The organism is Nocardioides sp. Soil774, assembly GCF_001428125.1.
GTDB lineage: Bacteria > Actinomycetota > Actinomycetes > Propionibacteriales > Nocardioidaceae > Nocardioides.
The window spans coordinates 221964-245458 of the sequence record NZ_LMSM01000001.1 but is presented as its reverse complement, the minus strand read 5'-3'; the positions used below and the strand labels follow the sequence as shown (position 1 = coordinate 245458).

Below are 23495 nucleotides of genomic sequence, written 5' to 3'. Positions count from 1 at the left end.
GCCGGTGAAGTGACCGTGCGGACCGGCCGATTGCAGCGGACTACCCAGGGATGACGACAGAAGTGTCTTGACGTCAAGACATCTCCACCCTCCGCCACATCTCTCTCGATGTCAAGATTCTCGACCGGACCGGGCTTCTGGCAGGATGTCGTCATGCGCGACGAGGTGGACGACCTGGTCGAGGCGTGGGGCCGCGAGCGCGGCGACCTCGACCTCGCTCCCGTCGAGGTGTTCTCGCGCATCAGCCGGCTCGCCCGCCACCTCGACCTCGCCCGCCGCGACGCCTTCACCGCGCACGGCATCGAGTCGTGGGAGTTCGACGTGCTGGCCGCGCTGCGGCGGGCCGGCGAGCCCTACGAGCTCTCCCCCGGCCGGCTGCTCCGCGAGACCCTCGTGACCAGCGGCACCATGACCAACCGGGTCGACCGCCTGGTGGCTCGCCGCCTCGTCGAGCGGCTGCCCGACCCCCACGACCGTCGCGGCGTGCTGGTGCGGCTGACCGCCGAGGGCAAGGTCGCCGTCGACGGCGCCTTCGAGGCGCTGCTCGCGGCCGAGGCCGACCTGCTGGCCGACCTGCCCGACGCGGACCGTACGCGCCTGGCCGCCCTGCTGCGCTCGCTGCTCGCGCCCTTCAGTTGAGCCCTACTCGACGGCCTCGGAGGCCTCGAGCCACTCCAGCTCCAGCTCCTCCTTCTCCGCGGCGAGCTCGCCGAGCTGGTCGCCGACGCGCGCCAGCAGGGCGTAGTCGGTGAGGTTGGCCTCCATCTCGGCGTGCAGCTCGGCCTCGCGGGCCGCGATGCGCTCGAGCTGCTTCTCCACCCTGGCCAGCACCTTGCGGGCGGCGCGATCCTCGGCGCTGCCGGCGCGGGCCTTGGCGGGGGGTGGCGGCAGATTGTCGGCTGCGGGCCGCCCAGGCTGCGACGTGCCGCCACCAGCGCTCAGGTCAGCGGCGCGGCGCTCGAGATATTCATCCACGCCGCGCGGCAGCATCGAGACCTTCCCGTCGCCGAGCAGCGCCCAGGTCGAGTCGGTGACGCGCTCGAGGAAGTAGCGGTCGTGGGAGACCACGACGAGCGTGCCGGGCCAGCTGTCGAGGAAGTCCTCGAGCACGTTGAGGGTGTCGATGTCGAGGTCGTTGGTGGGCTCGTCGAGCAGCAGCACGTTGGGCTCGGTCAGCAGCAGCTTGAGCAGCTGGAAGCGTCGCCGCTCACCACCGGACAGGTCGCCGAGGCGTGCGGTGAGCCGGTCGCCGGTGAAGCCGAAGCGCTCCAGCAGCGAGGTCGCGGTGACCTCCTGCCCGTCGAGGGTCTTGGTCACGCGGCGGATCGACTCGACCGTCGGCAGCACCCGCGCCTCGGGGTCGATCTCGTCGAGGGCCTGGGTGAGGTGCTGGAGCGCGACCGTACGTCCCTGCTTGACGCGGCCGACGTCGGGCGGCAGCGCGCCGGAGATCAGCGACAGCAGCGAGGTCTTGCCGGCACCGTTGACGCCGACGATGCCGATCCGGTCGCCGGGACCGATCCGCCAGGTGGCGTGGTCGAGCAGCACCTTCTCGCCGCGGGCGAGGTCGACGTCCTCGATGTCGATGACGTCCTTGCCCAGGCGCTGGCTGGCGAAGCGCTGCAGCTCCATCCGGTCGCGCGGCGGCGGCACGTCCTCGATCAGGGCGTTGGCGGCGTCGATGCGGAACTTCGGCTTCGACGTACGCGCGGGCGCGCCGCGCCGCAGCCACGCGAGCTCCTTGCGGGCGAGGTTCTGCCGGCGCGTCTCCGAGGCTGCGGCCTGGCGGGAGCGCTCGGCCTTGGCGAGCACGTAGGCGGCGTAGCCACCCTCGTAGGGGTCGACGGCCCCGTCGTGCACCTCCCACGTGGTCTGGCACACCGCGTCGAGGAACCAGCGGTCGTGGGTGACCACGATCAGCGCGCTGGGGAGGCTGACCACGTGCTCGGCGAGCCAGGCGACCGCCTCGACGTCGAGGTGGTTGGTCGGCTCGTCGAGGATGACCAGGTCGTGGCGCGAGAGCAGCAGCGCGGCCAGCGCGCAGCGGCGACGTTCGCCGCCCGACAGGCCCACCACCGCCCGGTCCAGGGTGACCCCCGCGAGGAGCTCCTCGACCACCTGGCGGGTGGTGGGGTCGGCGGCCCACTCGTGGTCCTCGCGACCGCCGAGCACCGCCTCGCGGACCGAGTGGCTGTCGACCAGCTCGTCGCCCTGGTGGAGGTAGCCGATCTCGATGCCGCGGGTGCGCGAGACCCGTCCGGTGTCGGGCTCCTCGAGGCCGGTCATCACCTCGAGCAGCGTGGTCTTGCCGTCGCCGTTGCGCCCGACGATGCCGACCCGCTCGCCCACCGAGATGCCGAGCGAGACGTTGTCGAGGAGCGGCCGGACGCCGAAGGACTTCGAGACCCGCTCGAGGTTGATGAGGTTCGCCATGAGGGGACGATCCTCTCAGGCATCACCTCGTGGACACGGATCGGCGTACGCCCTCGACGGCGTCAGACGGGGACGACCACGTGCGCGCCGGCGACGGGGCCGGTCGCGGTGAGCACGACCTCGTGCCCGGCGCCCGCGAGGCCGAGCGCCGTCTCCCGGGCACCGTCGGCGGAGTCGCACAGGAAGACGACCGTCGGGCCGGACCCGCTGACGAGCCCGCGGAGCGCACCCTCGGACTCCCCGCGGGCGATGAGGTCGCCGAGGTCGGGACGCAGGTCGATGGCCGGCTCCTGCAGGTCGTTGTGCAGCGCCCGCGCCAGGCGCAGCGGCTCGCCGGTCGCCAGCGCGGCCAGGAGCTCGTCGGAGGACGGCGGCACCTCGGGCGCGTCGGGGCGCAGCGCGTCGAAGTGGGCATAGACGGCGGGGGTCGACAGCCCCTCGGCGGACGGGACCGCGACCCACCACCACGAGCCCGGGTCGGCGAGCGCCTCGACGACCTCGCCGCGGCCCCGGCCCCGCGCCGTACCCCCGACGAGCGAGAAGGGGACGTCGCTACCGAGCCGGGCGGCCAGCGCGAGCAGGTCGTCATCGAAGGTCTGCAGGTCCCAGAGCCGGTCGCACGCCACGAGCGCCGCGGCGGCGTCGGCCGAGCCCCCGGCCATGCCACCGGCCACCGGGATGTCCTTGCGCACCTCGAAGGCCCCGGTGGCGGGTCGTCCCGCGTGCTCGGCGAGGAGCCGGGCGGCGCGGAGCACGATGTTGTCCGCGCCGGACGGCACGGCCGCGGGGTCGATGTGGTCGGCGACGTGCGTGGTGAGCGACAGGTCGTCGGCGAGCGACAGCGCGATGTCGTCGTGGATGCCGATCGCCTGGTAGACGGTGTCGAGCGGGTGGAAGCCGTCGTCGCGCACGCGACCGACCCCGAGGTGGAGGTTGATCTTGGCGGCGGCGCGGACGGTGATGCTCATCCGGGGTCCCCGCGTCGTTGCTCGACGGAGGAGCGAAGCGGCGGAGGAGAGGAACGGCGGGGGGTGGTGTTCACGCGCCCGCCCCGCGCGCGGCGGCGAGCCCCTCGGCGATGCGGGCGAAGTCCTCGACGGTGAGCACCTCACCGCGAGCGGTCGGGTCGACCCCGGCCGACTCGAGGGCGGCCGTCGCGAGCTCGGCGGACCCGGCGAGCCCCCGCAACGCGGCGCGCACCTGCTTGCGGCGCTGGGCGAAGGCGGCGTCGACGACGGCGAAGACCTCCTGGCGGGTGGCGGTCGTCTGCGGCGGATCGCGCCGGGTCCACGCGACCAGCCCGGAGTCGACGTTGGGCGCCGGCCAGAACACGTTGCGCCCGATCGCCCCGGCACGGCGTACGTCGGCGAACCACGCCGCCTTCACGCTGGGCACGCCGTAGGTCTTCGACCCCGGCCCGGCAGCCAGGCGGTCGGCGACCTCGGCCTGCACCATGACCAGCCCGCGCTCGAGCGAGGGCAGCAGGGTCAGCAGGTGGATCAGCACCGGCACCGAGACGTTGTAGGGCAGGTTGGCCACGAGCGCGGTGGGCGCCGGGCCGGGGAGCTCCTCGACGCGCATCGCGTCGGCCAGCACCACCTCGAAGCGGTCGGCCTGGTCCGGCGCGTACGCCGCGATGGTGGCCGGCAGCCGCTCGGCGAGGAGCGGGTCGAGCTCGATCGCGATGACGCGCCGCGCCACCTCGAGCAGCGCCAGCGTCAGCGAGCCGAGGCCGGGACCGACCTCCACCACGACGTCGTCACCGGTGATCGCGGACTCGCGCACGATGCGGCGCACGGTGTTGGCGTCGATGACGAAGTTCTGCCCGCGCTGCTTGGTCGGGCGCAGGTCGAGCTCGGCGGCGAGCTGACGCACCTCGGCCGGCCCGAGGAGTCTCGGGCCGGCCGGGTTCGTGGTCATGGTGGGCAAGCCTAGTGCGACCGGGGTCGGGTCTCGTGACGGGCGCGGGCGCCCTCCTCGACCAACGACGCGGTCGTCAGCGGGGCAGGCCGAGCTTGGCCGCGCAGGCGGGCCAGGCGCCGTAGCCACCGGAGGCGTCGCGGACCTTGGTCGCGATCGCGATCTGGGTCTCGCGGGAGGCCTGGCTCGGCAGGCCGGTGCCGCCGTAGGACTGCCAGGTGCCGAGGTTGAACTGCAGGCCGCCGTAGTAGCCGTTGCCGGTGTTGATGGCCCAGTTGCCCCCGGCCTCGCACTGCGCGAGCGCGTCCCACACGGTGCTGCCGCCGGCGAAGTTCGAGGTGACGGGCTCGGGCTTCTCCTTGGTGCCGACCTTGACGATCATCGGCACGGGCTTCACGCGCACCGAGGCGCTGACCACCTTGCGGGCCACGAGCTCGCCGTCGACGAAGCGCAGGCGGTAGGTGACGTTGCGGACCCCGTCCTTGCCGGCCTGCACGACCTCCTCGTCGCCCTCGAGCATGGAGGAGTCCTCGCGCTCGATGACGGGGGCGTCGATCGCCTCGCGGCGCACCTTCTTGGTGGCGATGCGGATGTCCTTGACCACGACCTTGTCGCCGTCGGCGATCTCGGTGGTCAGCGAGGGAGTGACCTTGTCGTGCCGGTCGACCTCGAAGCCCATCGACTTCAGCACGTCGGCGACGGTGAGCGCGGTGACCTGGCGCTTCTTCATGTCGCGCGCGCCGAGCTTGATGTGCAGCACCTTGGGGGTGACGACGGCGAGCGAGAGGCCGCTGCGGCCGATCGAGGAGCCGCGGCTGGTGGAGAGCTGGGCGCCGTCGAAGCGGCGGCCGATCTCGCCGAGCGCAGTGGCCACGTCGGTGGAGTTGACCCAGTAGGTGTGGGTGTCGCCGTCGACGGAGAGCTCGAGCGGGCGGCCGAACTGCACGGCGATCGCCGAGCCGTCGGTGACCGCCTCGTCGACCGCGGGGGCGACCAGGTCCTTGTCGGTGACCTCGATGCCCTCGGCGGCCAGCACGTCACCGACGGTGTCGCCGATGGCGCTCACCTGGGTGGTGCGCCCGTCGAGGGTGAGCGTCACGTCCTTGCTGAGGGCGGCGTAGCCGACCGTGGTGCCGGCGACGGCTGCCACGACGACCGCCGAGAGGGTCGCCAGGACTGCCCGTGAGCTGAGGCTGGACCTGCTGAGCTGCGCGATACGAGAGCGCACGATTCTCCGAACGTCGTACTCCCCGGGCCTCGGGCGGCAGCACCCCCCAGCGGCAGGTGCGCAACGGCCACGGTGGGGCTGTGGAGCCGCGTACGACGTGCGAGCGGGGGTCTCGCGGGGCCGGCCCGATCCGGTCCCAGTGCTGCCAGAACCACTCCCGATCCCGGCCAACAATCACAAGACGATAACGACGTGAGGCCCTGACGCAAACTCGAACCCCGAAATTCGCCACGAGAGACCGGTCACGGCGGCCGGCTACCAGGTGCCGCCGAAGGCGGTCTCGGTGGTCGCGTCGATGGTGTGGCAGAGCTCCTCGAGGTCGGCGTGGAGCACCTCCGCCATCGCCCGGACCGTGAGCGGCACGAGGTAGGAGGCGTTGGGTCGTCCGCGCCAGGGGGTGGGGGTCAGGAACGGCGCGTCGGTCTCCACCAGCACCCGGTCGCGCGGCGTGACGGCCAGTGCGTCGCGCAGGTGGGCGGCGTTCTTGAAGGTCACCGTGCCGGCGAAGCTGAGGAACGCGCCGCGGTCCAGGCAGCGGCGCGCGAAGTCGTCGTCACCGGAGAAGCAGTGCATCACCCAGCGCTCCGGGACGCCCTCCTCGTCGAGCACCCGCAGCACGTCGTCGTGGGCGTCGCGGTCGTGGATGACGAGGGTCTTGTCGAGTCGCTTGGCCAGGTCGATGTGGCGCCGGAAGCTCTCCTCCTGCGCGGCCCACCCCTCGGCGCCGGTGCGGCTCTGCGCATGCCTGAAGCGGTCGAGCCCGGTCTCCCCCACCGCCCGCACCTTGTCGTGGGCCGTGGCGAGGCGCTCGATCTCCTCCAGCGCCGCCTCGAGGTCGCCCGTGGCGGCCAGGCGCGGGGCCTCGTTGGGGTGCAGCGCGACCCCGGCGATCAGGGCCTCGTGCTCGGCGGCCGCCTCGACCGCCCACCGGGCGCCGGGCAGGTCGCAGCCGATCTGCACGATCCGCGGCACGCCGACGGCCGCAGCGGCCGCGATGGCCTCGGACGTGGAGACCCAGTCGCCGTCGGCGATGTCGAGGTGGCAGTGGTTGTCCACGACCGGGTGGGGCAGCGGCTCGGGCGCGGGCGGCCGCTCACGGTCGCGGCGCGCGCCGGACTTCTCCTCCGTCGCGGCCCGCGCGCGCGTCGGACCGCCCTGGGGCTCAGCGGTGGACAACGTCGTACACCTCTCTCTTGGGGAGGCCGGCTCGCCTGGCGACCTCGGCGATGGCCTCCTTGCGGGTGGACCCGGAGGCCTCCAGCTCCGCGACGGCCGAGCGGAGCGAGCCGGGGTCGGTGGCCACCGCGGGGGCGCCGCTCGATCCCTCGACCACGATCGTGACCTCGCCCCGCACGCCGTCGGCGGCCCACGCGACGAGCTCGCCGAGCGGTCCGCGGCGTACTTCCTCGTGGGTCTTGGTGAGCTCGCGGCACACCGCCGCCGCACGGTCCTCCCCCAGCGCCTCCGCCATCGCGGCGAGCGCGGCCTCGGTGCGGTGCGGCGCCTCGAAGAACACCATCGTGCGCTCCTCGGCGGCGAGGGCGGCGAGCCGGCGCCCGCGCTCGCCCGCCTTGCGCGGCAGGAAGCCCTCGAAGCAGAAGCGGTCGACCGGCAGGCCGCTGACGGCGAGCGCGGTCAGGACCGCGCTCGGGCCCGGCACGGCCGTGACCCGTACGTCGTGCTCGACCGCCGCGGCGACCAGGCGGTAGCCCGGGTCGGAGACGCTCGGCATCCCCGCATCGGTCACCAGCACGACGCGGTCGCCGGCCAGCAGCGCCTCCAGCAGCGCGGGCGTGCGGGCCTGCTCGTTGCCCTCGAAGTAGGACACCACGCGACCCGACAGCGTGATGTCGAGGTCGGCGCACAGGCGCTTGAGCCGGCGGGTGTCCTCGGCGGCGACGACGTCGGCGCCGGAGAGCTCGGCGGCGAGGCGGGGCGGTGCGTCGCCCGCCTGCCCGATCGGGGTGCCCGCGAGGACCAGGACGCCAGCCATGGGTCGATCATGTCAGGCCGGGGCCGGGCGCCCGGCTCTGGTTAGAGTTCCGGTCGTGACCCAGACCGCCCCACCCCCGGTCGTGATCCCGACTGCCGCCGAGCGGAACCGCCCGCGCTGGCGCTCGGAGGACCCGTGGCCGGGCTGGATGGGCGCGATCTGCCTCGCAGGCCTGGCCCTCTTCCTGCGTCGCTGGCACCTCGGGACGCCCCACCAGTTCTCCTTCGACGAGACCTACTACGCCAAGGACGCCTGGTCGCTGCTCAACTTCGGCTACGTCCGCAGCTATGTCGAGGACGCCGACAAGACCATCCTCAACGGCCAGGTGACCGGGCTCTGGCAGGACAGCCCGTCGATGATCGTGCACCCGGAGGTCGGCAAGTGGCTGATCGCCGGCGGCATCAAGGTCTTCGGCATGGACCCCACGGGATGGCGCACCGCCTCCGCGGTGGTCGGCGCGCTGATGGTGCTGCTGATGTGCCGCTTCGTGCGCCGCGTGAGCGGCTCGACCGTGCTCGGGCTGGTCGCGGGGCTCCTGCTCTGTCTCGACGGCCTGCAGCTGGTGCTGTCGCGGCTCGCGCTCCTCGACATCTTCCTGGCCTTCTTCATCCTCCTCGGCGCGCACTGCGTGGTCGCCGACCGCCAGTGGTTGCGCGACCGCCTCGCGGCCGGAGCACGACGTACGTGGTGGCGACCGTGGCTGCTCGCGGGCGGGGTCGCCTTCGGCCTGGCGTGCGGCACCAAGTGGTCGGCCCTGCCCACCCTCGCCGCCTTCGGCCTGCTGGCATGGCTGTGGAGCGCCGGGGCGCGCCGGGCCTTCGGCCAGCGGCGAGCGCTGCTCCGCTCCGTCGTGCTCGACGGCGTGCCGGCCTTCCTCGCGCTCGTCGGCGTCGCCGCGATCACCTACGTCGCCTCGTGGACCGGCTGGTTGATGCACGCCGACGCCTACGAGCAGGCCTTCAGCAACACGCAGTACACGTCCTACGGCGGCGGCGACCCGTGGCCGACCGCGAGCGAGCCGGACGCCCACGGCCTCGGCGATGTGACCCAGTCGCTGCGCTCGCTGTGGTCCTACCACCAGGATGTCTACACCTTCCACAGCCACTTCCTCAACGACTCCACCCACGTCTACGCCTCCAAGCCGTCGACGTGGCTGGTGATGGGACGCCCCGTCGGCGTCGACGCCCAGGTCGACATCCAGCCGGGCTCGCAGGGGTGCGGGGCGCCCGCAGGCTCCTCGTGCATCCGCCAGATCCTGCTGATCGGCAACCCCGTCGTCTGGTGGGGCGGCTGCTTGGCGATGATCGCCTCGCTGCTGCTGTGGATCGGCGCGCGGGACTGGCGGCACGGGGTCGCGGTCGTCGGGCTGGCGAGCACCTGGCTGCCGTGGTTCCTCTACGACGACCGTCCGATCTTCTTCTTCTACGCGATCGCCTGCCTGCCCTTCATGGTCCTCTCGATCGCCCTCGCGATGGGGCACCTGATCGGCACCTCCGACGTGCCCGGCCCGCGTCGTACGTTCGGGGTGGTCGTCGCCGGCAGCTACACCGTGCTGGCCCTGATCGCCTTCGCGTGGTTCTGGCCCGTGTGGACCGACGTGCTGCTCACCAAGTCGGAGTGGGACGCGCGCATCTGGTTCCAGCGCTGGATCTGACGCCCCGTCCAGTCCGCCGGCCGCCCAACCCCGCACGAACCGTCGAGGTTCGCTCAAGATGCCCCGTAGTTCCGGAGACAGCCGTGGCGTTCGGCCCAATTCGGCGAGACCATGGACAAACCCGATCGCTTCGGGATGACGCCAGGAGGGTGCGCCATGGACTCCACGATGATCCACGTCTGCCTGCAGACCGCGGACGCGCCCACGCCCGAGGGTCACGAGGTCGGCGAGCGCTGGGTGTGCTCCTGCGGTGACCACTTCGTCTACCGCGAGGGCTACAACCGCGCCGGATACCCCAGCCTCGAGTGGTGGCCTGCCCCCACCGTGCCGCAGCCGCGGTCGGCGGCGAAGCCGGCCCGACGCGGGCTGCTGTTCGGCCCCCGCAAGGGCTGAGCCCGACCGACCTCACCGGTCCTCACCGGTCCTCACCAGGAGCCGGGGAACCTCGACGAGCCCGCGACCGAGAACAGCATGACCACGGCCGCCACCCCGGTCGCGATCAGCAGCGCCTGCCCGACGTGGCGCCGTCCGGGCACGAGGAGCAGCACCAGCCCGGCGAGCACGACGAGGACCGGCAGCACCCAGAACGGCACGACTCCGGACAGCACGCCGGCCACGAACCCCAGGGCGACACCACCGACGGCCGCACGGTTGAGCGGCACCGGTCGCGGCCCGCGCGGCAGGCCCACCTCGGTCACCGGCCCGCCCTCGGGCAGCTGGTCGGGCGCCAGGACGCGCAGCAGCAGGGTCAGCGTCGCCGGGTCGGCGACCACCACGAGGTCGCGGTAGCGGTCTTCCACCGCATGACGGCGTACGAGCCCGTCGAGGCGGTGCCCGCGGTCGCCGTCGGGGAAGCGCACGGGTGCGAGCGCCACCTCGGGCACGGGGTCGAACCGCAGCGCCTCGACGACCCGCTTGGCCTCGGCCGTCGGCGCGGTGAGCACGCGCACCGAGGCGCCGAGACGTCTGCGCAACCGCTCCACGTCGGCGTCCCCGGCCTGCGCGCTCACGACGAAGATGCGCTGGAAGTCGCTCACGCCCTGACCGTAGCGCCGGGGCCCGACATGCGGAGCAGCGGCGCGGCCCACGGGGGGAGGGTCGCGCCGCTGCTGTGCGTTGTGGGGCCGCCCGTCGCTTCCTGGGGGGAACCACACACCGGCGGGAGCTCAGTGTGCGGGTGCGACGGGCGGCCCCGCGGAACGCGGCCGCTTCACCTCTACAGCGTGAGGGGCTGCGCAGGTGTTACGCACCCGGCGAGAATTCTTCGCAGTGGTCTGGACCAGGCTTCGCAGCTGCTCCCGCAGACGCCGAGAGCCCGCAGCCGACGGGGGATGCTCACGCAGGCGTGACGACTCCACGCCAAGCACCTCGTGTCCACGTGACGTTTGCCGTTCCCTCGCGTTGGGTAGACCAGACAGGGTCAGCGGCCCGACACCGCGCCGCGGCCTCAAGCAGACACCGGGGGGTACCTGCAATGGCGCACATACTCGTGGTCGACGACGATCCCGACATCCGTGACGTGATGAGCCGGACCCTCGAGCGTGCTGGCCATGACGTGGCCGTCGCCTCAGACGGCTCCGAAGCCGCCGACATGCACGTGCGTCGCGAGTTCGACCTCATCGTCTCCGACCTGCTCATGCCCGGCATGAACGGCATCGAGCTCACCCAGCTGATTCGGGCGGACCCACGATGCGACATCCCGATCCTGCTCGTCACGGCCTCGGCCACCAGCGGCGACCTCGAGGACGCAGAAGCGGCCGGCGTGACTGCTCACATGCCCAAGCCCTTCAAGCTCGCCGAGCTCCGCGACCAGGTCGCAGCGCTTCTCGCGCAGGCCTAGCTGGCCGCATCACCTCGGGTCCGGTGGGTGGTCGACCGGTAGTCAACGCGAGTGCGGCGCGCCCGGCCGCGTTTCGTCGCTTGGCGAACGGTCCCGTAGCGTCGTCGCCAGCACCCCGGCCGTTCTCATCCCCCGTGACGGCCGGGGTGCGTTCCGTCGCGGGTAGTGCCACTTCAGTGGTCAGGTTCGCCAGTGGTTGGACACCGGGCAAAGATTCGGGGATGGCCATGCGCAGGTGGTGACGGGCATCCCGCGGATCCCTATCGTCCGTGCTTGCCCCCTGGTCGCGCTCCCGTCCCGGTCTACCCCCGACTCCCCTGCGCGGGGCGGGAGCGCCTCCTGCTCGGCAGACCCCGAGACGCACAACCGCCCACGTCCTGTCGTCGCAGGTCGCGGGCGGTTGTCACGTGGTGGAGCTGAGGGGATTCGAACCCCTGACCTTCTCATTGCGAACGAGACGCGCTACCAACTGCGCCACAGCCCCATGCGCCTCACGGCGCGACGCCAAGATACACGAGCGTGATCGGGGCGACCGAATCGCCCCACCCGTGGGTCTCCGGGCGGCTCAGGCCCCGCTCGCGCGACGCGCCTCGTCGGCCTCGCGGGCGACCTTGGCGGACTCCTCGGCCGAGCGGGCAAGCGCCGAGTCGGAGTCGGAGTGGCCGCTCGACCAGACGCCGGTGGAGTCGAGGTCGATCGTGGAGACCGTACGCCGCTGCGCGGCCGGCTTGCCGACGTAGGTCGGGAGGGTGGTGGGCACCATGTCCCAGCCACCGGGCACCGGCACCTGGACCGGCACCTCCACCGGCACCTCGCCGGCCGGGGCCTCCTCGTCGACCCGCGTGGGGGCGGCGGGGGCGCGCGGCTGGGGCGGGGTCATCGGCAGCTCGCCGGTGAGGCCGAGGTCGTCGTCGTCATCGTCGACGAGCGGGGGCAGACCGATCTCGATCGCCGCGCGGCTCGCGCGCTGCGCGCGCTCGGAGCGGACGGAGAGCCGGCAGGCGACCAGCCAGGCCACCAGCAGCGTGACCGGGGCCGCGACCCAGGACCACGCGACCACGGCAGCGAGGGCGAGGCCGACGACGACCGCGTTGACCAGGACGATCAGGGCGAGCACGTTGCGGCGACGCTTCGCGGCCCGGCGGGCCGAGGCGCGCTCGGTCTGCGGCGCCACGGGACGAGCCGCGACGGTGGTCGTCACCTCGCGCGTGACGGTGGTGGTGACCGAGGCGTCAACGGCCGCAGGAGCGGTGCGCGCCTTGGTCTCCACGGGCGGGCGGAGCGCAGCGCGGATCGGGGCGACGACGAGGCGCGCGTTGCGGCGGTCGACCGGCTCGCGGCGCGCCAGCACCCGCATCGTGTGGGAGAACTTCTCCACCGACCGGCTGCGCACGACCTCGTCGTGGTGCTTGAGGGCCTTGGGGATCAGGTAGACGGCCCACGCCACGGCAAGGGCGACGAAGATGAGAGCGCTCAGGTCCACGGCCTGAGACTAGGAGCGCGGAGGGTGAGCGGGGCGGATGTCAAGTGGTGTGTCGCAGAACTACTGGTGTGACTGGTGTGTCGACAACCGGGTGAGCACCCCCGCGGGTGCCTCCTCGGCGGTCACCGCGAAGATGCGGTGGTCGCGCCACGCGCCGTCGATGTGCAGGAACCGCGGGGCGTAGCCGACCTGCTCCAGGCCGAGCTTCTCGACCACGCGCAGCGAGTTGGTGTTCTCCGGTCGCACGCAGATCTCGACGCGGTGCAGCCCCACCGGGCCGAGGCAGTGGTCGATCACCATCGCCACCGCCCGCGGCGCGACGCCGCGGCCCGCCACCTCGGCGGCGACCCAGTAGCCGATCGAGGCCCACTGCGCGGAGCCGCGCGTGACGTTGCTGACGGTGACCTGTCCGGCGAAGCGGTCCTCGACCTCCACCACGAACGGCAGGCACTGGCCCTGCCGGGCCTGGTGCAGCAGCGAGCGGGTGACCACCTTGTACGACGATGGGCGGGGGGCGGAGCCCGGCGGCACGGTCGCGTCCCACGGGCGCAGCCAGTCGTGGTTGCGGGCGCGGACCGCCTGCCACTCGTCGGCGTCGGACCTGCGCAGCGGCCGGACGACGACCCCCTCGGACTCCAGGCGTGCGGGCCAGCCGGGGGCCTTGCCCGCCATGGTGCTCAGTGGTCGCTCCCGACGACCTGCTCGACCGCGTGGCGCACCACGGGCTCGAGGACGCCGAGGCCGTCCTTCACGCCGCCGCGCGAGCCGGGGAGGTTGATGACCAGGCAGTCGCCGGCGATGCCGGCGAGGCCGCGCGACAGCATCGCGGTGGGCACGCCCTGGGCGACACCGGCGGCGCGGATCGCCTCGGCGATGCCGGGCACCTCGCGGTCGAGCAGCGGGGCGGTCGCCTCCGGCGTACGGTCGGTGGGGGTCAGGCCGGTGCCGCCGGTGGTGAGCACGAGGCGGGCGCCCGCGGCGACGGCGGCGGAGATCGCGTCGCGGACCGGGTCGCCGTCGGGCACGACGTCGGGGTCGGCGCAGTCGAAGCCCTGGCCGCGCAGCCAGTCGACGATCAACGGTCCGGTCTCGTCGGCGTAGACGCCGGCCGCGGCACGGTTGGAGGCCACGACGACCGCGGCGCGCACGCTCATCGCTTCCAGTCCCCCGAGCGGCCGCCGGTCTTGGTCTCCACCCGGATGTCGGTGATGACCGCGGCCTTGTCGACGGCCTTGACCATGTCGACCACGGTCAGCGCAGCGACGGAGACCGCGGTGAGCGCCTCCATCTCCACCCCGGTGCGGTCGGTGGTGCGGACCGTCGCCGTGATGTCGACCGACTCGTCGGTGACCGACAGGTCGACCGTGACACCGGAGATCGCGAGGGGGTGGCACAGCGGGATGAGGGCCGGGGTCTGCTTGGCGCCCATGATCCCCGCGAGGCGGGCCACCGCGAGCGCGTCGCCCTTCGGCACGCCCTCGCCGCGCAGGAGGTCGACCACCGTGCGGCTGACCAGGACGCGGCCGGTGGCGGACGCCGTACGCGCGGTGACGGGCTTGTCGCCCACCTCGACCATCCGTGCGGCGCCGTGCTCGTCGACGTGGGTCAGGTGGGCGCCGGGGCCGGCGGCACCGTCGGGGGCAGCCATCAGAACTCCTCGTCGAGCTTGCGGATCGCGACCATCTCGCCGGCGGCGACCGCCGTGACGTCGGCCGGGACCTCGATCAGGCAGTTGGCCGTGGCCAGGTCGCCGATGAGGTGCGAGCCGTGGCCGCCGACCGGGGAGACGAATGTGCCGCCGCGGTCGGTCTCGTAGAGCCCGCGCACCAGCTGGGTGCGGCCCTCGGGCGAGGAGATGCCGTGGGTCAGGCGCGCGCGGGCCGACGGGCGGGAGTAGGGCAGCTTGCCCATCATCCGGCGGATCGCGGGCAGCACGAACATCTCGAAGGAGACGTAGGAGGAGACCGGGTTGCCCGGCAGCGTGAAGACCGGGGTGTCGTCCTCGCCGATCGTGCCGAAGCCCTGCGGCTTGCCCGGCTGCATCGCCACGCCGCCGAACCACATCGTGCCGTGCTGGCGCAGCGACTCCTTGACGACGTCGAAGTCGCCCTCGCTGACTCCGCCGCTGGTGACCACGATGTCGGCGCGGACCAGCTGGTCGCTCAGCGCCTCGGTGAAGGCGTGCGACTCGTCGGGGACGATGCCGACGCGGTAGGCGATCGCCCCGGCCGCGCGGGCGGCCGCGGCGAGGAGGTAGGAGTTGCCGTCGTAGATCGAGTCGCGCCCCAGCGGTGTGCCGGGGTCGCGCAGCTCGGACCCGGTCGAGATCACCACGACCCGCGGTCGCGGGCGGGTGCGCACCGTCGCCCGGCCCACCGCGGCGAGCATGCCGAGGTGGCGCGGGCCCAGGACGGTGCCCTCCTCGAGCAGCATGTCGCCCTCGGTGATGTCGTCACCCGTCGGGCGGATGTGCTGGCCGGGCTTCGCAGCGCGGTCGATGCGCACGTGGGCGACGCCGCGGTCGGTCCACTCGTAGGGCACCACCGTGGTCGCCCCGGTCGGCACCGGGGCGCCGGTCATGATCTTCACCGCCGTGCCCGGCGACAGCGCGAGGATGGAGGACTGCCCGGCGCCGATCTCCCCGACCACCGGCAGGACCACCGGGTCGTCCTCGGTGGCGCCGGCGATGTCGTCGGCCACCACGGCGTAGCCGTCCATCGAGGAGTTGTCGAAGCTCGGCAGCGAGATGGGGGCGACGACGTCCTCGGCCAGCGCGAGGCCGAGGGCCTCCATGAGCGGCTGCGGGAACGCCTGGAGCGGGGAGATGGTGGCGAGGATGCGCTCGACGTAGTCGGCGACCGGCAGCAGGCCGGCGTGCGGCTCAGCCATGCTTCTCCTGCTCGCCCTCGAGGACGGCGCCGCCCTCGACGCGCTGGGCCGCCGAAGCGCTGAGCGCGACGTCGCCGACGACCTTGACGCCGCGGCCGAAGGTCCAGTCGCCCTCGACGGTGAACGACTCGGCCTCGCGCAGCGACGGCGCGCCGTCGGGGAATCGCTTGTCGAAGTCGCCGACCAGCTTGTAGAACTCGCCGTCCAGCGCGACGTAGGGCACCTCGTCGTTCGCCTGGCCCAGGACGAAGTCCTTGCCGAGGTCGTAGACGTCGGAGCGCAGCACGAGCAGGTCGTCGGTGGTCTTCACCGGCACGAACCGGTCGCGGCCGACCTCGATGGTGCGCGCGCCCTCGAAGACCTCGATCGCCGCACCCATCGCGGTCTCGATCTGGATCACCTTCGGCGTGGAGGTGTCGCTGGGGTCGAGGTGCTTGACGTTGCGGATCAGCGGCAGGCCGAGGATGCCGCCGCGCGCGTCGAGCGCGTCGACCATCGCCTGCACGTCGAACCAGAGGTTGTTGGTCGAGGAGTACTGGTGGCGGCCGAGGTCGGCGAGCGCCTCCTTGTCGGCATCCAGCGTCTGCGCCGACTCGCGCAGCACGATGCGGCCGTCCTGCTTGCGGCGGGCGAAGTGGCCGCCCTTGCGGTCCGACGGCGTACGTCGCACGGCCTCGATCGCGAACGGCGCCCCGCTGGCGGCGAACCAGCCGGCGACCCGCGCGTCGGGCACCGCGCCGAGGTTGTCGGAGTTGGAGACGAAGACGTAGCGGTAGCCCGCCTCGAGCAGGCGCGAGAGCAGGCCGGTGCCGCGCAGGGCGGTGTAGATGTCACCGTGGCCCGGCGGGCACCACTCGAGGTCGGGGTCCTTGGGGTAGGCCGCGGGCATCAGGTCGGCCTCGAGGAGCTTGGGCTCCTTGTTCTGCAGGAACTCCAGGGGCAGGCCGTCGACCGGCAGCGCGTCGTAGCGCGCGAGGGCGGCCATCGTGTCGGCGGAGGTGCGGAAGGAGTTCATGAACATCAGCGGCAGCGTCGCGTCGTACTCCTTGCGCAGGTGGAGCACCTGCCGCGCGATGATGTCGAGGAAGCTCAGGCCGCGCCGCACGCACAGCAGCGACTTGGCGCGCTCCATGCCCATCGACGTGCCGAGGCCGCCGTTGAGCTTGATCACCGCCGTGTGGCGGATCGCCTCCGCCGCGACGTCGTCGGCCACCTCGACGTCGGCCAGCGACTCCATGTCGAGCGGCTCGATGGAGTCCTCGGCGATCATCCCGGTCTCGCCGTGCTCGAGGAGCCGGTAGTAGTGCGCGAACGTGTCGATCGCGACCTCGTCGACGTCGGCCTGGCGCATCTTCTCCCGCGCCAGCTCGAGGCCACGGGCGTTGCCCTTGCTTGCCATGGTTCGATCGTAGGCTGCTCAGGTGGACACGCCACAGTCGGCCGATAGCACGGTGGCCAAGACCGCCCTGCGCGACCAGGTGCTGGCCGCCCGGCGGCGACGTCCGCTGGCCGCCGCCGCCGACCTCGCCGCGTCGCTCGCGCACGTGGCGCTGGAGTGGGAGGCCGTACGCCGCGCCGCCACCGTCGCGGCCTACGTGTCCGTCGGCAGCGAGCCCGGCACCGGCCTGCTGCTCGACGCGCTGGTCGCCGCGGGCAAGCGGGTCATCGTGCCGGTGCTCCAGCGCGACAACGACCTCGACTGGGCCCTCTACTCGGGCGCCGACAGCCTCGCGCCGGCCGCGCGCGGGCTCCTCGAGCCGACCGGTCCGCTGCTGGGCGTCGACGCGGTCCGCACCGCCGACGTGGTCATCGTGCCCGGGCTCGCCGTCTCCCCCGCCGGCGACCGGCTCGGGCGCGGGGGCGGGTCCTACGACCGGGCCCTCACGCGGGTGCCGGCCGGGACCCCGGTCGCGGTGGTGCTCCACGACGACGAGGTCGGGCTGGCCGTGCCGACCGACCCCCACGACGTACGGGTGGGGTTCGCGTTGACGGGGGGCGGGGTCGTGGCGCTCGGGGAGTCCCCGGATATCCGGTGAGACTCACGCTTTGCACCCCAGATCTCGGGTGCAAAGCGTGAAAGTCACCGGATATCCGGGGACTTCTCAGCCGGCGGGCTCGAGCACCAGCCGGTCGTCGGCGGCCGCCTCGACGGCCTCCCGGCTGAACGCCCAGGGCAGGGTCTCGCCGTCGACGTAGAGCTCGGTCTGGTCGGAGTAGTGCGACGACGCCGGGTGGCCGGAGACGCCGGTGAGGTTGATCCAGCGCGAGTCGTCGAAGTCGGCGAGCGAGACGACCATCCGCATCGACGGTGCGGCGGTGACCTCGTAGCCCTCGAGGGCGTCCCACGACGTGGCGTCGACGATCGACGAGCCGCCGCCCACCTGCCAGCCGTCGCGGTTGAAGAGGCGCTCGACCGGGCCGATGCCCGACTCGCCGAGGGTGGCGTTGTGGAGGTTCATCCGGTGCAGCCGGCCCCACTGCCACAGGTGCGGGTCGCGCGCCTGGCGCCGGGTCAGCTCGTCGCGGGCGGCGATCATCGCGGCACGCAGGATGTCGTCGCGCGTCTCGACCTCGTCGGTGCCGGCGTCGTCCCACCACGGGTCGGCGGGCTCGCCGAGCATCCGGCCGACCACAAGGAACCACCGGTCGCCGCCGTCGGGCCAGGTGCGCGCGCGCAGGTCGTCGTGGAAGGTGAGGTCGAGCAGGTTGCGCCACACGACGTTGAAGTACGCCGCCGGCGCGCTGTCGGCGGGTGAGGTGCCGTCCCAGTCGCGCAGCAGCCTCTGGGCGTTGCGGTAGTAGGCGTTGGGCAGGTCCGAGATGTCGAGCAGGTAGGGCACGAGGGTCTCGGCCATCGGGTTGGTCGTGTCGAGCTGCAGCGCCGCCATCTCCTCGACCGACAGCTCGCCCTCCTCGAGGAGCGCCTCACGGATGCGGGTGGAGCGGAAGCCGTAGTCCCAGTCCTTGGTGAGCAGGTAGGGGTAGTCCTCGTCGACGACCGCCTGGTTGGCGGTGGCGATGAAGCCCTCCTCGGGGTCGAGCACGCTCGGTAGCCCGTCGAAGGGGATGTAGTCGCCGGTCCAGTCGTTCGCGCTGATCCAGCCCTCGACCGGCATCGTGCCGTCGTTGCCGGCCCGACGGATCGGGATGCGCCCCGGCGACTGGTAGCCGATGTGGCCCTCGCGGTCGGCGTAGACGAGGTTCTGCGCGGGCACCGCGAAGTCGGCCGCGGCGGCGCGGAACTCGTCCCAGTCCGACGCCCGGTTGAGCCCGAGGATCGCGTCGGCCGTGGGGGCCGGATCGAGGGCGGTCCACGCCAGCGCGACGGCGTACCCGCTGCCGCGCTCGCCGGGCTCGTCGGTCGGGGCGTTGGCGCCGACCGTCGCGAACTGCGACGACACGTCACTGATCAGCGGCCCGTGCACCGTCTCGCGCACCCGCAGCTGCACGTCGTCCTCGCCGCGCACCTTGATCGTCTCGGTGCGCACCTGCATCGGCTCGGTCGAGCCGTCGCGGACGTAGCGGTCGTCGCCCTCGGTCTGCTCGAGGAAGAGGTCGGTGACGTCGGGGCCGAGGTTGGTGAAGCCCCACGCGATGTCGGCGTTGTGGCCGATCACGACGCCGGGCACGCCGGAGAAGGTGAAGCCGGAGGTGTCGAGCGTGCAGTCGGCGCTGATCTCGCGGCAGTGCAGGCCCATCTGCATCCAGATGCCCGGCTGGCTGATGCCGAGGTGCGGGTCGTTGGCGAGCAGCGGCTTGCCGGTGGCGCTGTGCTCGCCGTCGACGACCCACGAGTTGCTGCCGATGCCGCGGCCCTTGCCGACCAGGTCGGGCATCGCCGCGACGCGCGCCTGCACGCGCTCGAGCGCCTTGACGACCCCGCGGGGGTACGCCGGCCGGCGCGGGTTGCGGGTGCCGTTGGCCGTCGCGTTCTGCTCGAAGACGCCGTCGACCACGCCTCCGCCCTCGACGATCGGCGGGTGCTCGTCGAACGGGTAGTCCGGCCACAGCTGGGCGATCTCGGCGTCGGTGTGGTCGAGCGAGAGCAGCACCCGGTCGACCTCGGCGTCCATGTTGCCGCGCAGGTCCCACGCCATCGCCTTGAGCCAGGCGAGCGAGTCGACCGGCTCCCACTCCTCGGGCGTGTAGTCGAGCCCGGAGAGCCCGAGGATGCTGTATTCGGCCGCGAGCTCCGACGGGGAGCGCTCGGCGAGGTAGGCGTTGACCCCCTCGGCGTACGCCGTCAGCGCGTCGCGGGTCGCCGGCTGCAGCAGCGCCCACTCCTGCTCGGCCACGCGGCGCCAGCCCATCGTGCGGATGAACTTGTCGGTCTCGAGGGTCTCCTCGCCGAAGATCTCCGAGAGCCGGCCGGCCGTCACGTGGCGGCGGAAGTCCATCTCGAAGAAGCGCTCCTGCGCGTGGACGTAGCCCTGGGCGCGCATCAGGTCGGCGTCGGTGTCGGCGTAGAGCTGCGGGATGTCGTAGTCGTCGCGCACCACCTCCACCGAGGCCGACAGGCCGGGCACCTGCACCTCGCCCTCGGTCTGCGGCAGCGGACGGCGTACGACACCGACGACGGCCGCGGCGAGCACCACCAGCACGAGCACCAGCGCGAGCGCGGTCCACGCCGTCCAGCGCACCGCCCGCGGGGCGCGGCGGAACGCCTGCCACCAGCCGGCGCGCGGCGCGTCAGGGGTCTGGGTCGTGGGCTGGGTCGCGGGGGTGGGTGACTGGTCGCTCATCGCGCTGACCATTGTGCCGTACCATTGGCAGTCGAAGGGCTTGAGTGCCAGCGCGTCGCGCGGGCCCGGCCGATCGCCGCCACTGCACCATCCGAGGACGACCACGATGCCCACCTACCAGTACGCCTGCACCGAGTGCGGCCACTCCTTCGAGCAGTTCCAGAGCTTCAGCGAGGACGCGCTCACCGTCTGCCCCGAGTGCGACGGCAAGCTGCGCAAGCTCTTCAACGCCGTCGGCGTGGTCTTCAAGGGCTCCGGCTTCTACCGCACCGACAGCCGCAGCAGCTCCTCGTCCTCGACCCCGGCGTCCACCACGGCGAGCACGTCCTCCTCGGACTCCGCCTCCTCCAGCTCCTCCTCGTCGTCGAGCACCACTTCGTCGTCCTCGTCGTCGTCCTCCTCCGACTGACCGTCCTCCCGCTGTTCGAGGAGGTCGCCCTGCGACCGTCACGAGGTCCGCTCCCTGTGGAGAAGCCGAGCGGGCCGGACCCGCACCGGCCTAGCGTCGGGGGATGCTCCCGGGACTCCCGCCCACCAGGCGCCGCCTGCGCGCCGTACGCCACCAGCTCCGGCGTCGTCGCCGGCTGATCGCCGCGGCGCTGGCGGCGGTCGCGGTGCTCAGCGCACTGCGCACCCTCGCGCCGCCGGCGCCCGACACCGTCGAGGTGCTGGTCGCGACCCGCGACCTGCCCTCGGGCACCGTGCTCGGCGGCGACGACCTCTCGCGGCGTGACTTCCCGCGCGAGGTGGCGCCCGCGAGCGCGACGACGGAGGGGGTCGGGCGCGTGCTGGCCGCGCCCGTCGGGCGTGGCGAGGTGCTGACCGAGCCGCGGGTCGTCGGCCCCGGGCTGGCGCTGGCCGAGCCCGGACGGACCGTCCTGCCGGTGCGCCTGCCCGACGCGGGCATGGCCACCCTGCTGCGGGCTGGCGACGAGGTCGACCTCGTCGCCACCGACCCCGGCACCGGGGTCTCGACCGTGGTGGCCCGCGACGTCACCGTCCTGGCCACCCCAGCGGTCGCCCCCGACGGCCCGGCGGGCGAGCGCGGAGGCGCGCTCGTCGTGGTCGGCGCCTCGGCCACGGAGGCCCTCGACATCACCTCCGCCGCGCTGTCGCAGTTCCTGACCGTGTCGTGGGACCGCTAGCGTGAGGCCGTTCGCTCATCCGCGGCTCCTCTCGGGGCCATCCACGAGGGAGACATCATGAGTGGTTTCAAGGCCTTCGTCCTCAAGGGCAACCTGATCGAGATTGCCACCGGCCTGATCATGGCCCTGGCGTTCGCGTCCGTCGTTACGACCTTCACCGCCTGGCTGACCGGCCTCATGCCCGAGTCCGCATCGGCGTACTTCTCCACCAAGGAGCAGACCTTCGGCGCGTTCCTCAACGCCGTGATCTCGTTCCTGCTCATCGCGGTGGTCGTCTACTTCTTCATCGTCGTGCCCTACACCAAGGCCAAGGAGCGGTTCTTCCCCTCCGAGGAGCCGGGCACGCCCGCCGACGTCGCGCTGCTCGAGGAGATCCGCGACCTGCTCCGCGCGCGCGGCGGCGCCGTCTGACCCGCGCCTCGTCGTCGTACGACGGCCCGCTCCCGACCGGGGGCGGGCCGTTCGTGCGTCCGGACCTGTGACGCGCCGGGGTAGTCCGCATCAGGAATCTTGTCCCAGCCCGCCAGACACCAGCCGCTTGATGCGGACTACCGAAGGGCTGGGGGCGTACGCCGCTCAGCCGTGGTGCGGCGGGACCTCGGCGCGGTACCAGTCGTCACCCTTGCCGGCAGCGGGCTCGCTGGGGTCGCGGTCGTCGCTGGTCTGCTCGGGGACGGTGTCTCCGAAGACCGCGGCGAGGCGGCGGCGGCGCTTCCACTCCGGCTCGGGCTCCTGGTCGCCCTGGGAAACAGGTCGATCCTCGGTGCTCATGCGGGGTCCCCGTCGCTCATGCGCAGACTCCGAAGATCCGGTCCTCCGGGTCGGTGGTCGGCGTCGGCGTGCTGGGGGTCTCGGTCGGCGACACCGTCTCCGAAGGGGTTTCCGACGGGGTTTCCGACGGCGTCTCCGACGGGGTCTCGCTCGGCGTCTCCGACGGCGTCTCGGACGGGGCCGGGGTCTCGCTGCCGGCGGTGGGCGACGGGGTCTCGGAGCTCCCTGACGGAGGGCCTGCGCTGACCGAGGTGCCCTTCAGCACGCTGGCCGGCAGCGGCTTGTCCTCGTTGATCAGCTTCCAGATCTGGTCAGCCTCCGGCGTCCAGTAGACCTTGCCGAAGAACTCGGAGTCCCGCGTGAAGTAGGCGGTCGGCAGGGTGACGAACTGGACCTTGTCGAGGCCGATGCTCTGCAGCTGCATCGCGACCTTGCCGAGGCGCGTCACCGATGCGAACTGGTCGTCGGTGGTCAGGCCCTTGGTGGCGGCATCGAGGAACTTCACCACCTTGTCGAGGCGGGTCAGGGTGTCGGCGGACTTCACCTTGCGCACGAGCGCGCCGATGAACTCCTGCTGGCGACGGATGCGGGAGATGTCGTTCTGCTGCTCGAAGTCACCGACGTAGCGCGCCCGCACGTAGTCCAGCGCCTGGTCGCCGGTGAGCAGGGACGGGTCGCCCTTCGGCACGAAGATCTGGTGCTTCTTGTCGACGATGTCCTGGGGCACGCAGACCGGCACTCCTCCCACGGCGTCGACCATGTTGCCGAAGCTGCCGAAGTCGATGACGATGAAGTGGTCGACGAAGATGCCGGTGGCGGTCTCGAGCTGGTCGACCGTGCAGACCGGGCCACCCTCGGTGTAGGCGGCGTTCCACATGACGTCGGTCTCGGCGGGCGAGTCGCCGCACTCGGGCCGGTCGACGATCGAGTCGCGCGGGATCGAGACGGCGTACGCCCTCGAGCGGTCCGCGGAGAGGTGCACGAGGATGGTGGTGTCGGAGCGCGCGCCGGCGACGTTGTCGACGTCGCAGCCCTCGCAGTCGCGGGAGTCCGAGCCCATCACCAGGATGTTGAGCGGCTCGCCGTTGCCGGTGTAGACCTTCTCGGGCCGGTCGCCGCCGAGGTCGCCGAGGTCGATGCTGGCGATGTTGCCGTTGAGGTGCCGCACGAAGTAGACCGTGCCGAGACCGGTGACCAGCGCGAGGACGAGCGCACTGATCAGGACGACCCGCCCGACCGTGTGCTTGCGTGCCACCTTGCCCCGGCGCTTGGGCGCGCCGACGGGGGCCTCCGGACGTGACTCATCCGACACGGGGCTCCCCTGGGGATCGCGAAGTTGGGCTGACGGGGTCAGAACCTACTTCACCGCGGCAAGATCCGTGTCGGCGCCGAGCGGG

The 23495-nt window shown here is 72.6% G+C and carries 24 protein-coding genes and 1 tRNA gene; 8 read left to right on the top strand and 17 right to left on the bottom strand.

Annotated elements, in window-relative coordinates; genetic code table 11:
* The first annotated feature begins 153 nt into the window (after positions 1-153).
* A complete protein-coding gene (locus tag ASG76_RS01220; protein WP_056598819.1) occupies positions 154-639 on the top strand; it encodes a MarR family winged helix-turn-helix transcriptional regulator in 486 nt (161 codons plus the stop codon).
* Between the two features lie 3 nt (positions 640-642).
* Here ASG76_RS01220 and ASG76_RS01215 read toward each other — a convergent pair whose 3' ends face one another.
* The 6 genes from ASG76_RS01215 to rsmI form a co-directional block, all read right to left on the bottom strand.
* The gene (locus ASG76_RS01215; protein ID WP_056598816.1) at positions 643-2433 is read right to left on the bottom strand and encodes an ABC-F family ATP-binding cassette domain-containing protein; all 1791 of its coding nucleotides are present in this window, start codon (positions 2431-2433) and stop codon (positions 643-645) included.
* 62 nt (positions 2434-2495) lie between these two features.
* On the bottom strand, positions 2496-3401 hold the full coding sequence (locus tag ASG76_RS01210; RefSeq protein WP_056598813.1) for a 4-(cytidine 5'-diphospho)-2-C-methyl-D-erythritol kinase: 906 nt from the start codon (positions 3399-3401) through the stop codon (positions 2496-2498).
* 70 nt (positions 3402-3471) lie between these two features.
* The gene (gene rsmA, locus ASG76_RS01205; protein WP_056598810.1) at positions 3472-4353 is read right to left on the bottom strand and encodes a 16S rRNA (adenine(1518)-N(6)/adenine(1519)-N(6))-dimethyltransferase RsmA; all 882 of its coding nucleotides are present in this window, start codon (positions 4351-4353) and stop codon (positions 3472-3474) included.
* Positions 4354-4429: 76 nt separating this feature from the next.
* Positions 4430-5581 carry a transglycosylase family protein gene (locus ASG76_RS19790; RefSeq protein ID WP_321164068.1) on the bottom strand — a complete coding sequence of 384 codons (1152 nt, stop codon included), beginning with the start codon at positions 5579-5581 and terminating at the stop codon, positions 4430-4432.
* Between the two features lie 255 nt (positions 5582-5836).
* Positions 5837-6757, bottom strand: coding sequence for a TatD family hydrolase (locus ASG76_RS01195; RefSeq protein WP_056598807.1), 921 nt, complete (start codon positions 6755-6757; stop codon positions 5837-5839).
* Positions 6744-7574 (bottom strand): 16S rRNA (cytidine(1402)-2'-O)-methyltransferase, encoded by an 831-nt coding sequence (rsmI, locus tag ASG76_RS01190; protein ID WP_056598804.1) that lies wholly within the window; start codon positions 7572-7574, stop codon positions 6744-6746. The genes ASG76_RS01195 and rsmI overlap by 14 nt, the downstream gene beginning before the upstream one ends.
* 55 nt (positions 7575-7629) lie before the next feature.
* Between rsmI and ASG76_RS01185 the strand changes: the two genes are divergently transcribed.
* Positions 7630-9228 (top strand): dolichyl-phosphate-mannose--protein mannosyltransferase, encoded by a 1599-nt coding sequence (locus tag ASG76_RS01185; RefSeq protein ID WP_235529362.1) that lies wholly within the window; start codon positions 7630-7632, stop codon positions 9226-9228.
* A 156-nt stretch (positions 9229-9384) separates the two neighbouring features.
* Entirely contained in the window at positions 9385-9621 is a 237-nt protein-coding gene (locus ASG76_RS01180; protein WP_056598801.1) for a hypothetical protein, read from the top strand.
* A 32-nt stretch (positions 9622-9653) separates the two neighbouring features.
* On the opposite strand, the gene ASG76_RS01175 is transcribed toward ASG76_RS01180, so the two are convergent.
* Positions 9654-10265, bottom strand: coding sequence for a hypothetical protein (locus ASG76_RS01175; RefSeq protein ID WP_056598799.1), 612 nt, complete (start codon positions 10263-10265; stop codon positions 9654-9656).
* A gap of 437 nt (positions 10266-10702) precedes the next feature.
* Here ASG76_RS01175 and ASG76_RS01170 point away from each other — a divergent pair, with 437 nt between their 5' ends.
* Entirely contained in the window at positions 10703-11068 is a 366-nt protein-coding gene (locus ASG76_RS01170; RefSeq protein WP_056598796.1) for a response regulator, read from the top strand.
* Between the two features lie 408 nt (positions 11069-11476).
* Here the strand turns inward: ASG76_RS01170 and ASG76_RS01165 are convergent.
* The 7 genes from ASG76_RS01165 to ASG76_RS01135 all read right to left on the bottom strand — a co-directional run bounded on the left by ASG76_RS01165 (position 11477) and on the right by ASG76_RS01135 (position 16839).
* Positions 11477-11552: transfer RNA gene (locus tag ASG76_RS01165), tRNA-Ala, on the bottom strand.
* Positions 11553-11633: 81 nt separating this feature from the next.
* Positions 11634-12551, bottom strand: coding sequence for a hypothetical protein (locus ASG76_RS01160; RefSeq protein WP_056598793.1), 918 nt, complete (start codon positions 12549-12551; stop codon positions 11634-11636).
* A gap of 60 nt (positions 12552-12611) precedes the next feature.
* On the bottom strand, positions 12612-13223 hold the full coding sequence (locus ASG76_RS01155; protein WP_056598791.1) for a GNAT family N-acetyltransferase: 612 nt from the start codon (positions 13221-13223) through the stop codon (positions 12612-12614).
* Positions 13224-13228: 5 nt separating this feature from the next.
* Positions 13229-13705: a molybdenum cofactor biosynthesis protein B gene (locus ASG76_RS01150; protein WP_056598788.1), complete on the bottom strand. Its 477-nt coding sequence runs from the start codon at positions 13703-13705 to the stop codon at positions 13229-13231.
* Positions 13702-14199 (bottom strand): cyclic pyranopterin monophosphate synthase MoaC, encoded by a 498-nt coding sequence (gene moaC / locus ASG76_RS01145; RefSeq protein WP_056598785.1) that lies wholly within the window; start codon positions 14197-14199, stop codon positions 13702-13704. The genes ASG76_RS01150 and moaC overlap by 4 nt, the downstream gene beginning before the upstream one ends.
* On the bottom strand, positions 14199-15440 hold the full coding sequence (glp, locus tag ASG76_RS01140; RefSeq protein WP_056598782.1) for a gephyrin-like molybdotransferase Glp: 1242 nt from the start codon (positions 15438-15440) through the stop codon (positions 14199-14201). Before glp ends, moaC begins: the two co-directional genes overlap by 1 nt.
* Positions 15433-16839 (bottom strand): UTP--glucose-1-phosphate uridylyltransferase, encoded by a 1407-nt coding sequence (locus tag ASG76_RS01135; protein WP_056598779.1) that lies wholly within the window; start codon positions 16837-16839, stop codon positions 15433-15435. Before ASG76_RS01135 ends, glp begins: the two co-directional genes overlap by 8 nt.
* A 22-nt stretch (positions 16840-16861) precedes the next feature.
* On the opposite strand from ASG76_RS01135, the gene ASG76_RS01130 reads away from it, so the two are divergent.
* Positions 16862-17476 (top strand): 5-formyltetrahydrofolate cyclo-ligase, encoded by a 615-nt coding sequence (locus tag ASG76_RS01130; RefSeq protein WP_056598777.1) that lies wholly within the window; start codon positions 16862-16864, stop codon positions 17474-17476.
* Positions 17477-17542: 66 nt separating this feature from the next.
* Here ASG76_RS01130 and ASG76_RS01125 read toward each other — a convergent pair whose 3' ends face one another.
* Positions 17543-20182: a penicillin acylase family protein gene (locus ASG76_RS01125; protein ID WP_082587192.1), complete on the bottom strand. Its 2640-nt coding sequence runs from the start codon at positions 20180-20182 to the stop codon at positions 17543-17545.
* Positions 20183-20288: 106 nt separating this feature from the next.
* Here ASG76_RS01125 and ASG76_RS01120 point away from each other — a divergent pair, with 106 nt between their 5' ends.
* From ASG76_RS01120 to ASG76_RS01110, 3 genes are all read left to right on the top strand, one after another.
* Positions 20289-20591 (top strand): FmdB family zinc ribbon protein, encoded by a 303-nt coding sequence (locus ASG76_RS01120; RefSeq protein ID WP_056598774.1) that lies wholly within the window; start codon positions 20289-20291, stop codon positions 20589-20591.
* Positions 20592-20694: 103 nt separating this feature from the next.
* Complete coding sequence (locus ASG76_RS01115) at positions 20695-21327, top strand: SAF domain-containing protein (protein WP_056598770.1); 633 nt, start codon at positions 20695-20697, stop codon at positions 21325-21327.
* 57 nt (positions 21328-21384) lie between these two features.
* Entirely contained in the window at positions 21385-21738 is a 354-nt protein-coding gene (locus tag ASG76_RS01110; protein WP_056598768.1) for an MscL family protein, read from the top strand.
* 165 nt (positions 21739-21903) lie between these two features.
* Here ASG76_RS01110 and ASG76_RS01105 read toward each other — a convergent pair whose 3' ends face one another.
* Complete coding sequence (locus tag ASG76_RS01105; protein ID WP_056598765.1) at positions 21904-22098, bottom strand: hypothetical protein; 195 nt, start codon at positions 22096-22098, stop codon at positions 21904-21906.
* Between the two features lie 16 nt (positions 22099-22114).
* The gene (locus ASG76_RS01100) at positions 22115-23410 is read right to left on the bottom strand and encodes an LCP family protein (protein ID WP_056598762.1); all 1296 of its coding nucleotides are present in this window, start codon (positions 23408-23410) and stop codon (positions 22115-22117) included.
* Positions 23411-23495 lie beyond the last annotated feature (85 nt).

What these genes read in the sequence shown, in the direction of transcription:
- ASG76_RS01220 (WP_056598819.1), top strand. Translation starts at nt 154, where the DNA reads ATGCGCGACGAGGTGGACGACCTGGTCGAGGCGTGGGGCCGCGAGCGC.
- ASG76_RS01215 (WP_056598816.1), bottom strand. Translation starts at nt 2,433, where the DNA reads ATGGCGAACCTCATCAACCTCGAGCGGGTCTCGAAGTCCTTCGGCGTC.
- ASG76_RS01210 (WP_056598813.1), bottom strand. Translation starts at nt 3,401, where the DNA reads ATGAGCATCACCGTCCGCGCCGCCGCCAAGATCAACCTCCACCTCGGG.
- rsmA (WP_056598810.1), bottom strand. Translation starts at nt 4,353, where the DNA reads ATGACCACGAACCCGGCCGGCCCGAGACTCCTCGGGCCGGCCGAGGTG.
- rsmI (WP_056598804.1), bottom strand. Translation starts at nt 7,574, where the DNA reads ATGGCTGGCGTCCTGGTCCTCGCGGGCACCCCGATCGGGCAGGCGGGC.
- ASG76_RS01180 (WP_056598801.1), top strand. Translation starts at nt 9,385, where the DNA reads ATGGACTCCACGATGATCCACGTCTGCCTGCAGACCGCGGACGCGCCC.
- ASG76_RS01170 (WP_056598796.1), top strand. Translation starts at nt 10,703, where the DNA reads ATGGCGCACATACTCGTGGTCGACGACGATCCCGACATCCGTGACGTG.
- ASG76_RS01155 (WP_056598791.1), bottom strand. Translation starts at nt 13,223, where the DNA reads ATGGCGGGCAAGGCCCCCGGCTGGCCCGCACGCCTGGAGTCCGAGGGG.
- ASG76_RS01150 (WP_056598788.1), bottom strand. Translation starts at nt 13,705, where the DNA reads ATGAGCGTGCGCGCCGCGGTCGTCGTGGCCTCCAACCGTGCCGCGGCC.
- moaC (WP_056598785.1), bottom strand. Translation starts at nt 14,199, where the DNA reads ATGGCTGCCCCCGACGGTGCCGCCGGCCCCGGCGCCCACCTGACCCAC.
- glp (WP_056598782.1), bottom strand. Translation starts at nt 15,440, where the DNA reads ATGGCTGAGCCGCACGCCGGCCTGCTGCCGGTCGCCGACTACGTCGAG.
- ASG76_RS01135 (WP_056598779.1), bottom strand. Translation starts at nt 16,839, where the DNA reads ATGGCAAGCAAGGGCAACGCCCGTGGCCTCGAGCTGGCGCGGGAGAAG.
- ASG76_RS01125 (WP_082587192.1), bottom strand. Translation starts at nt 20,182, where the DNA reads ATGAGCGACCAGTCACCCACCCCCGCGACCCAGCCCACGACCCAGACC.
- ASG76_RS01120 (WP_056598774.1), top strand. Translation starts at nt 20,289, where the DNA reads ATGCCCACCTACCAGTACGCCTGCACCGAGTGCGGCCACTCCTTCGAG.
- ASG76_RS01115 (WP_056598770.1), top strand. Translation starts at nt 20,695, where the DNA reads ATGCTCCCGGGACTCCCGCCCACCAGGCGCCGCCTGCGCGCCGTACGC.
- ASG76_RS01110 (WP_056598768.1), top strand. Translation starts at nt 21,385, where the DNA reads ATGAGTGGTTTCAAGGCCTTCGTCCTCAAGGGCAACCTGATCGAGATT.
- ASG76_RS01105 (WP_056598765.1), bottom strand. Translation starts at nt 22,098, where the DNA reads ATGAGCACCGAGGATCGACCTGTTTCCCAGGGCGACCAGGAGCCCGAG.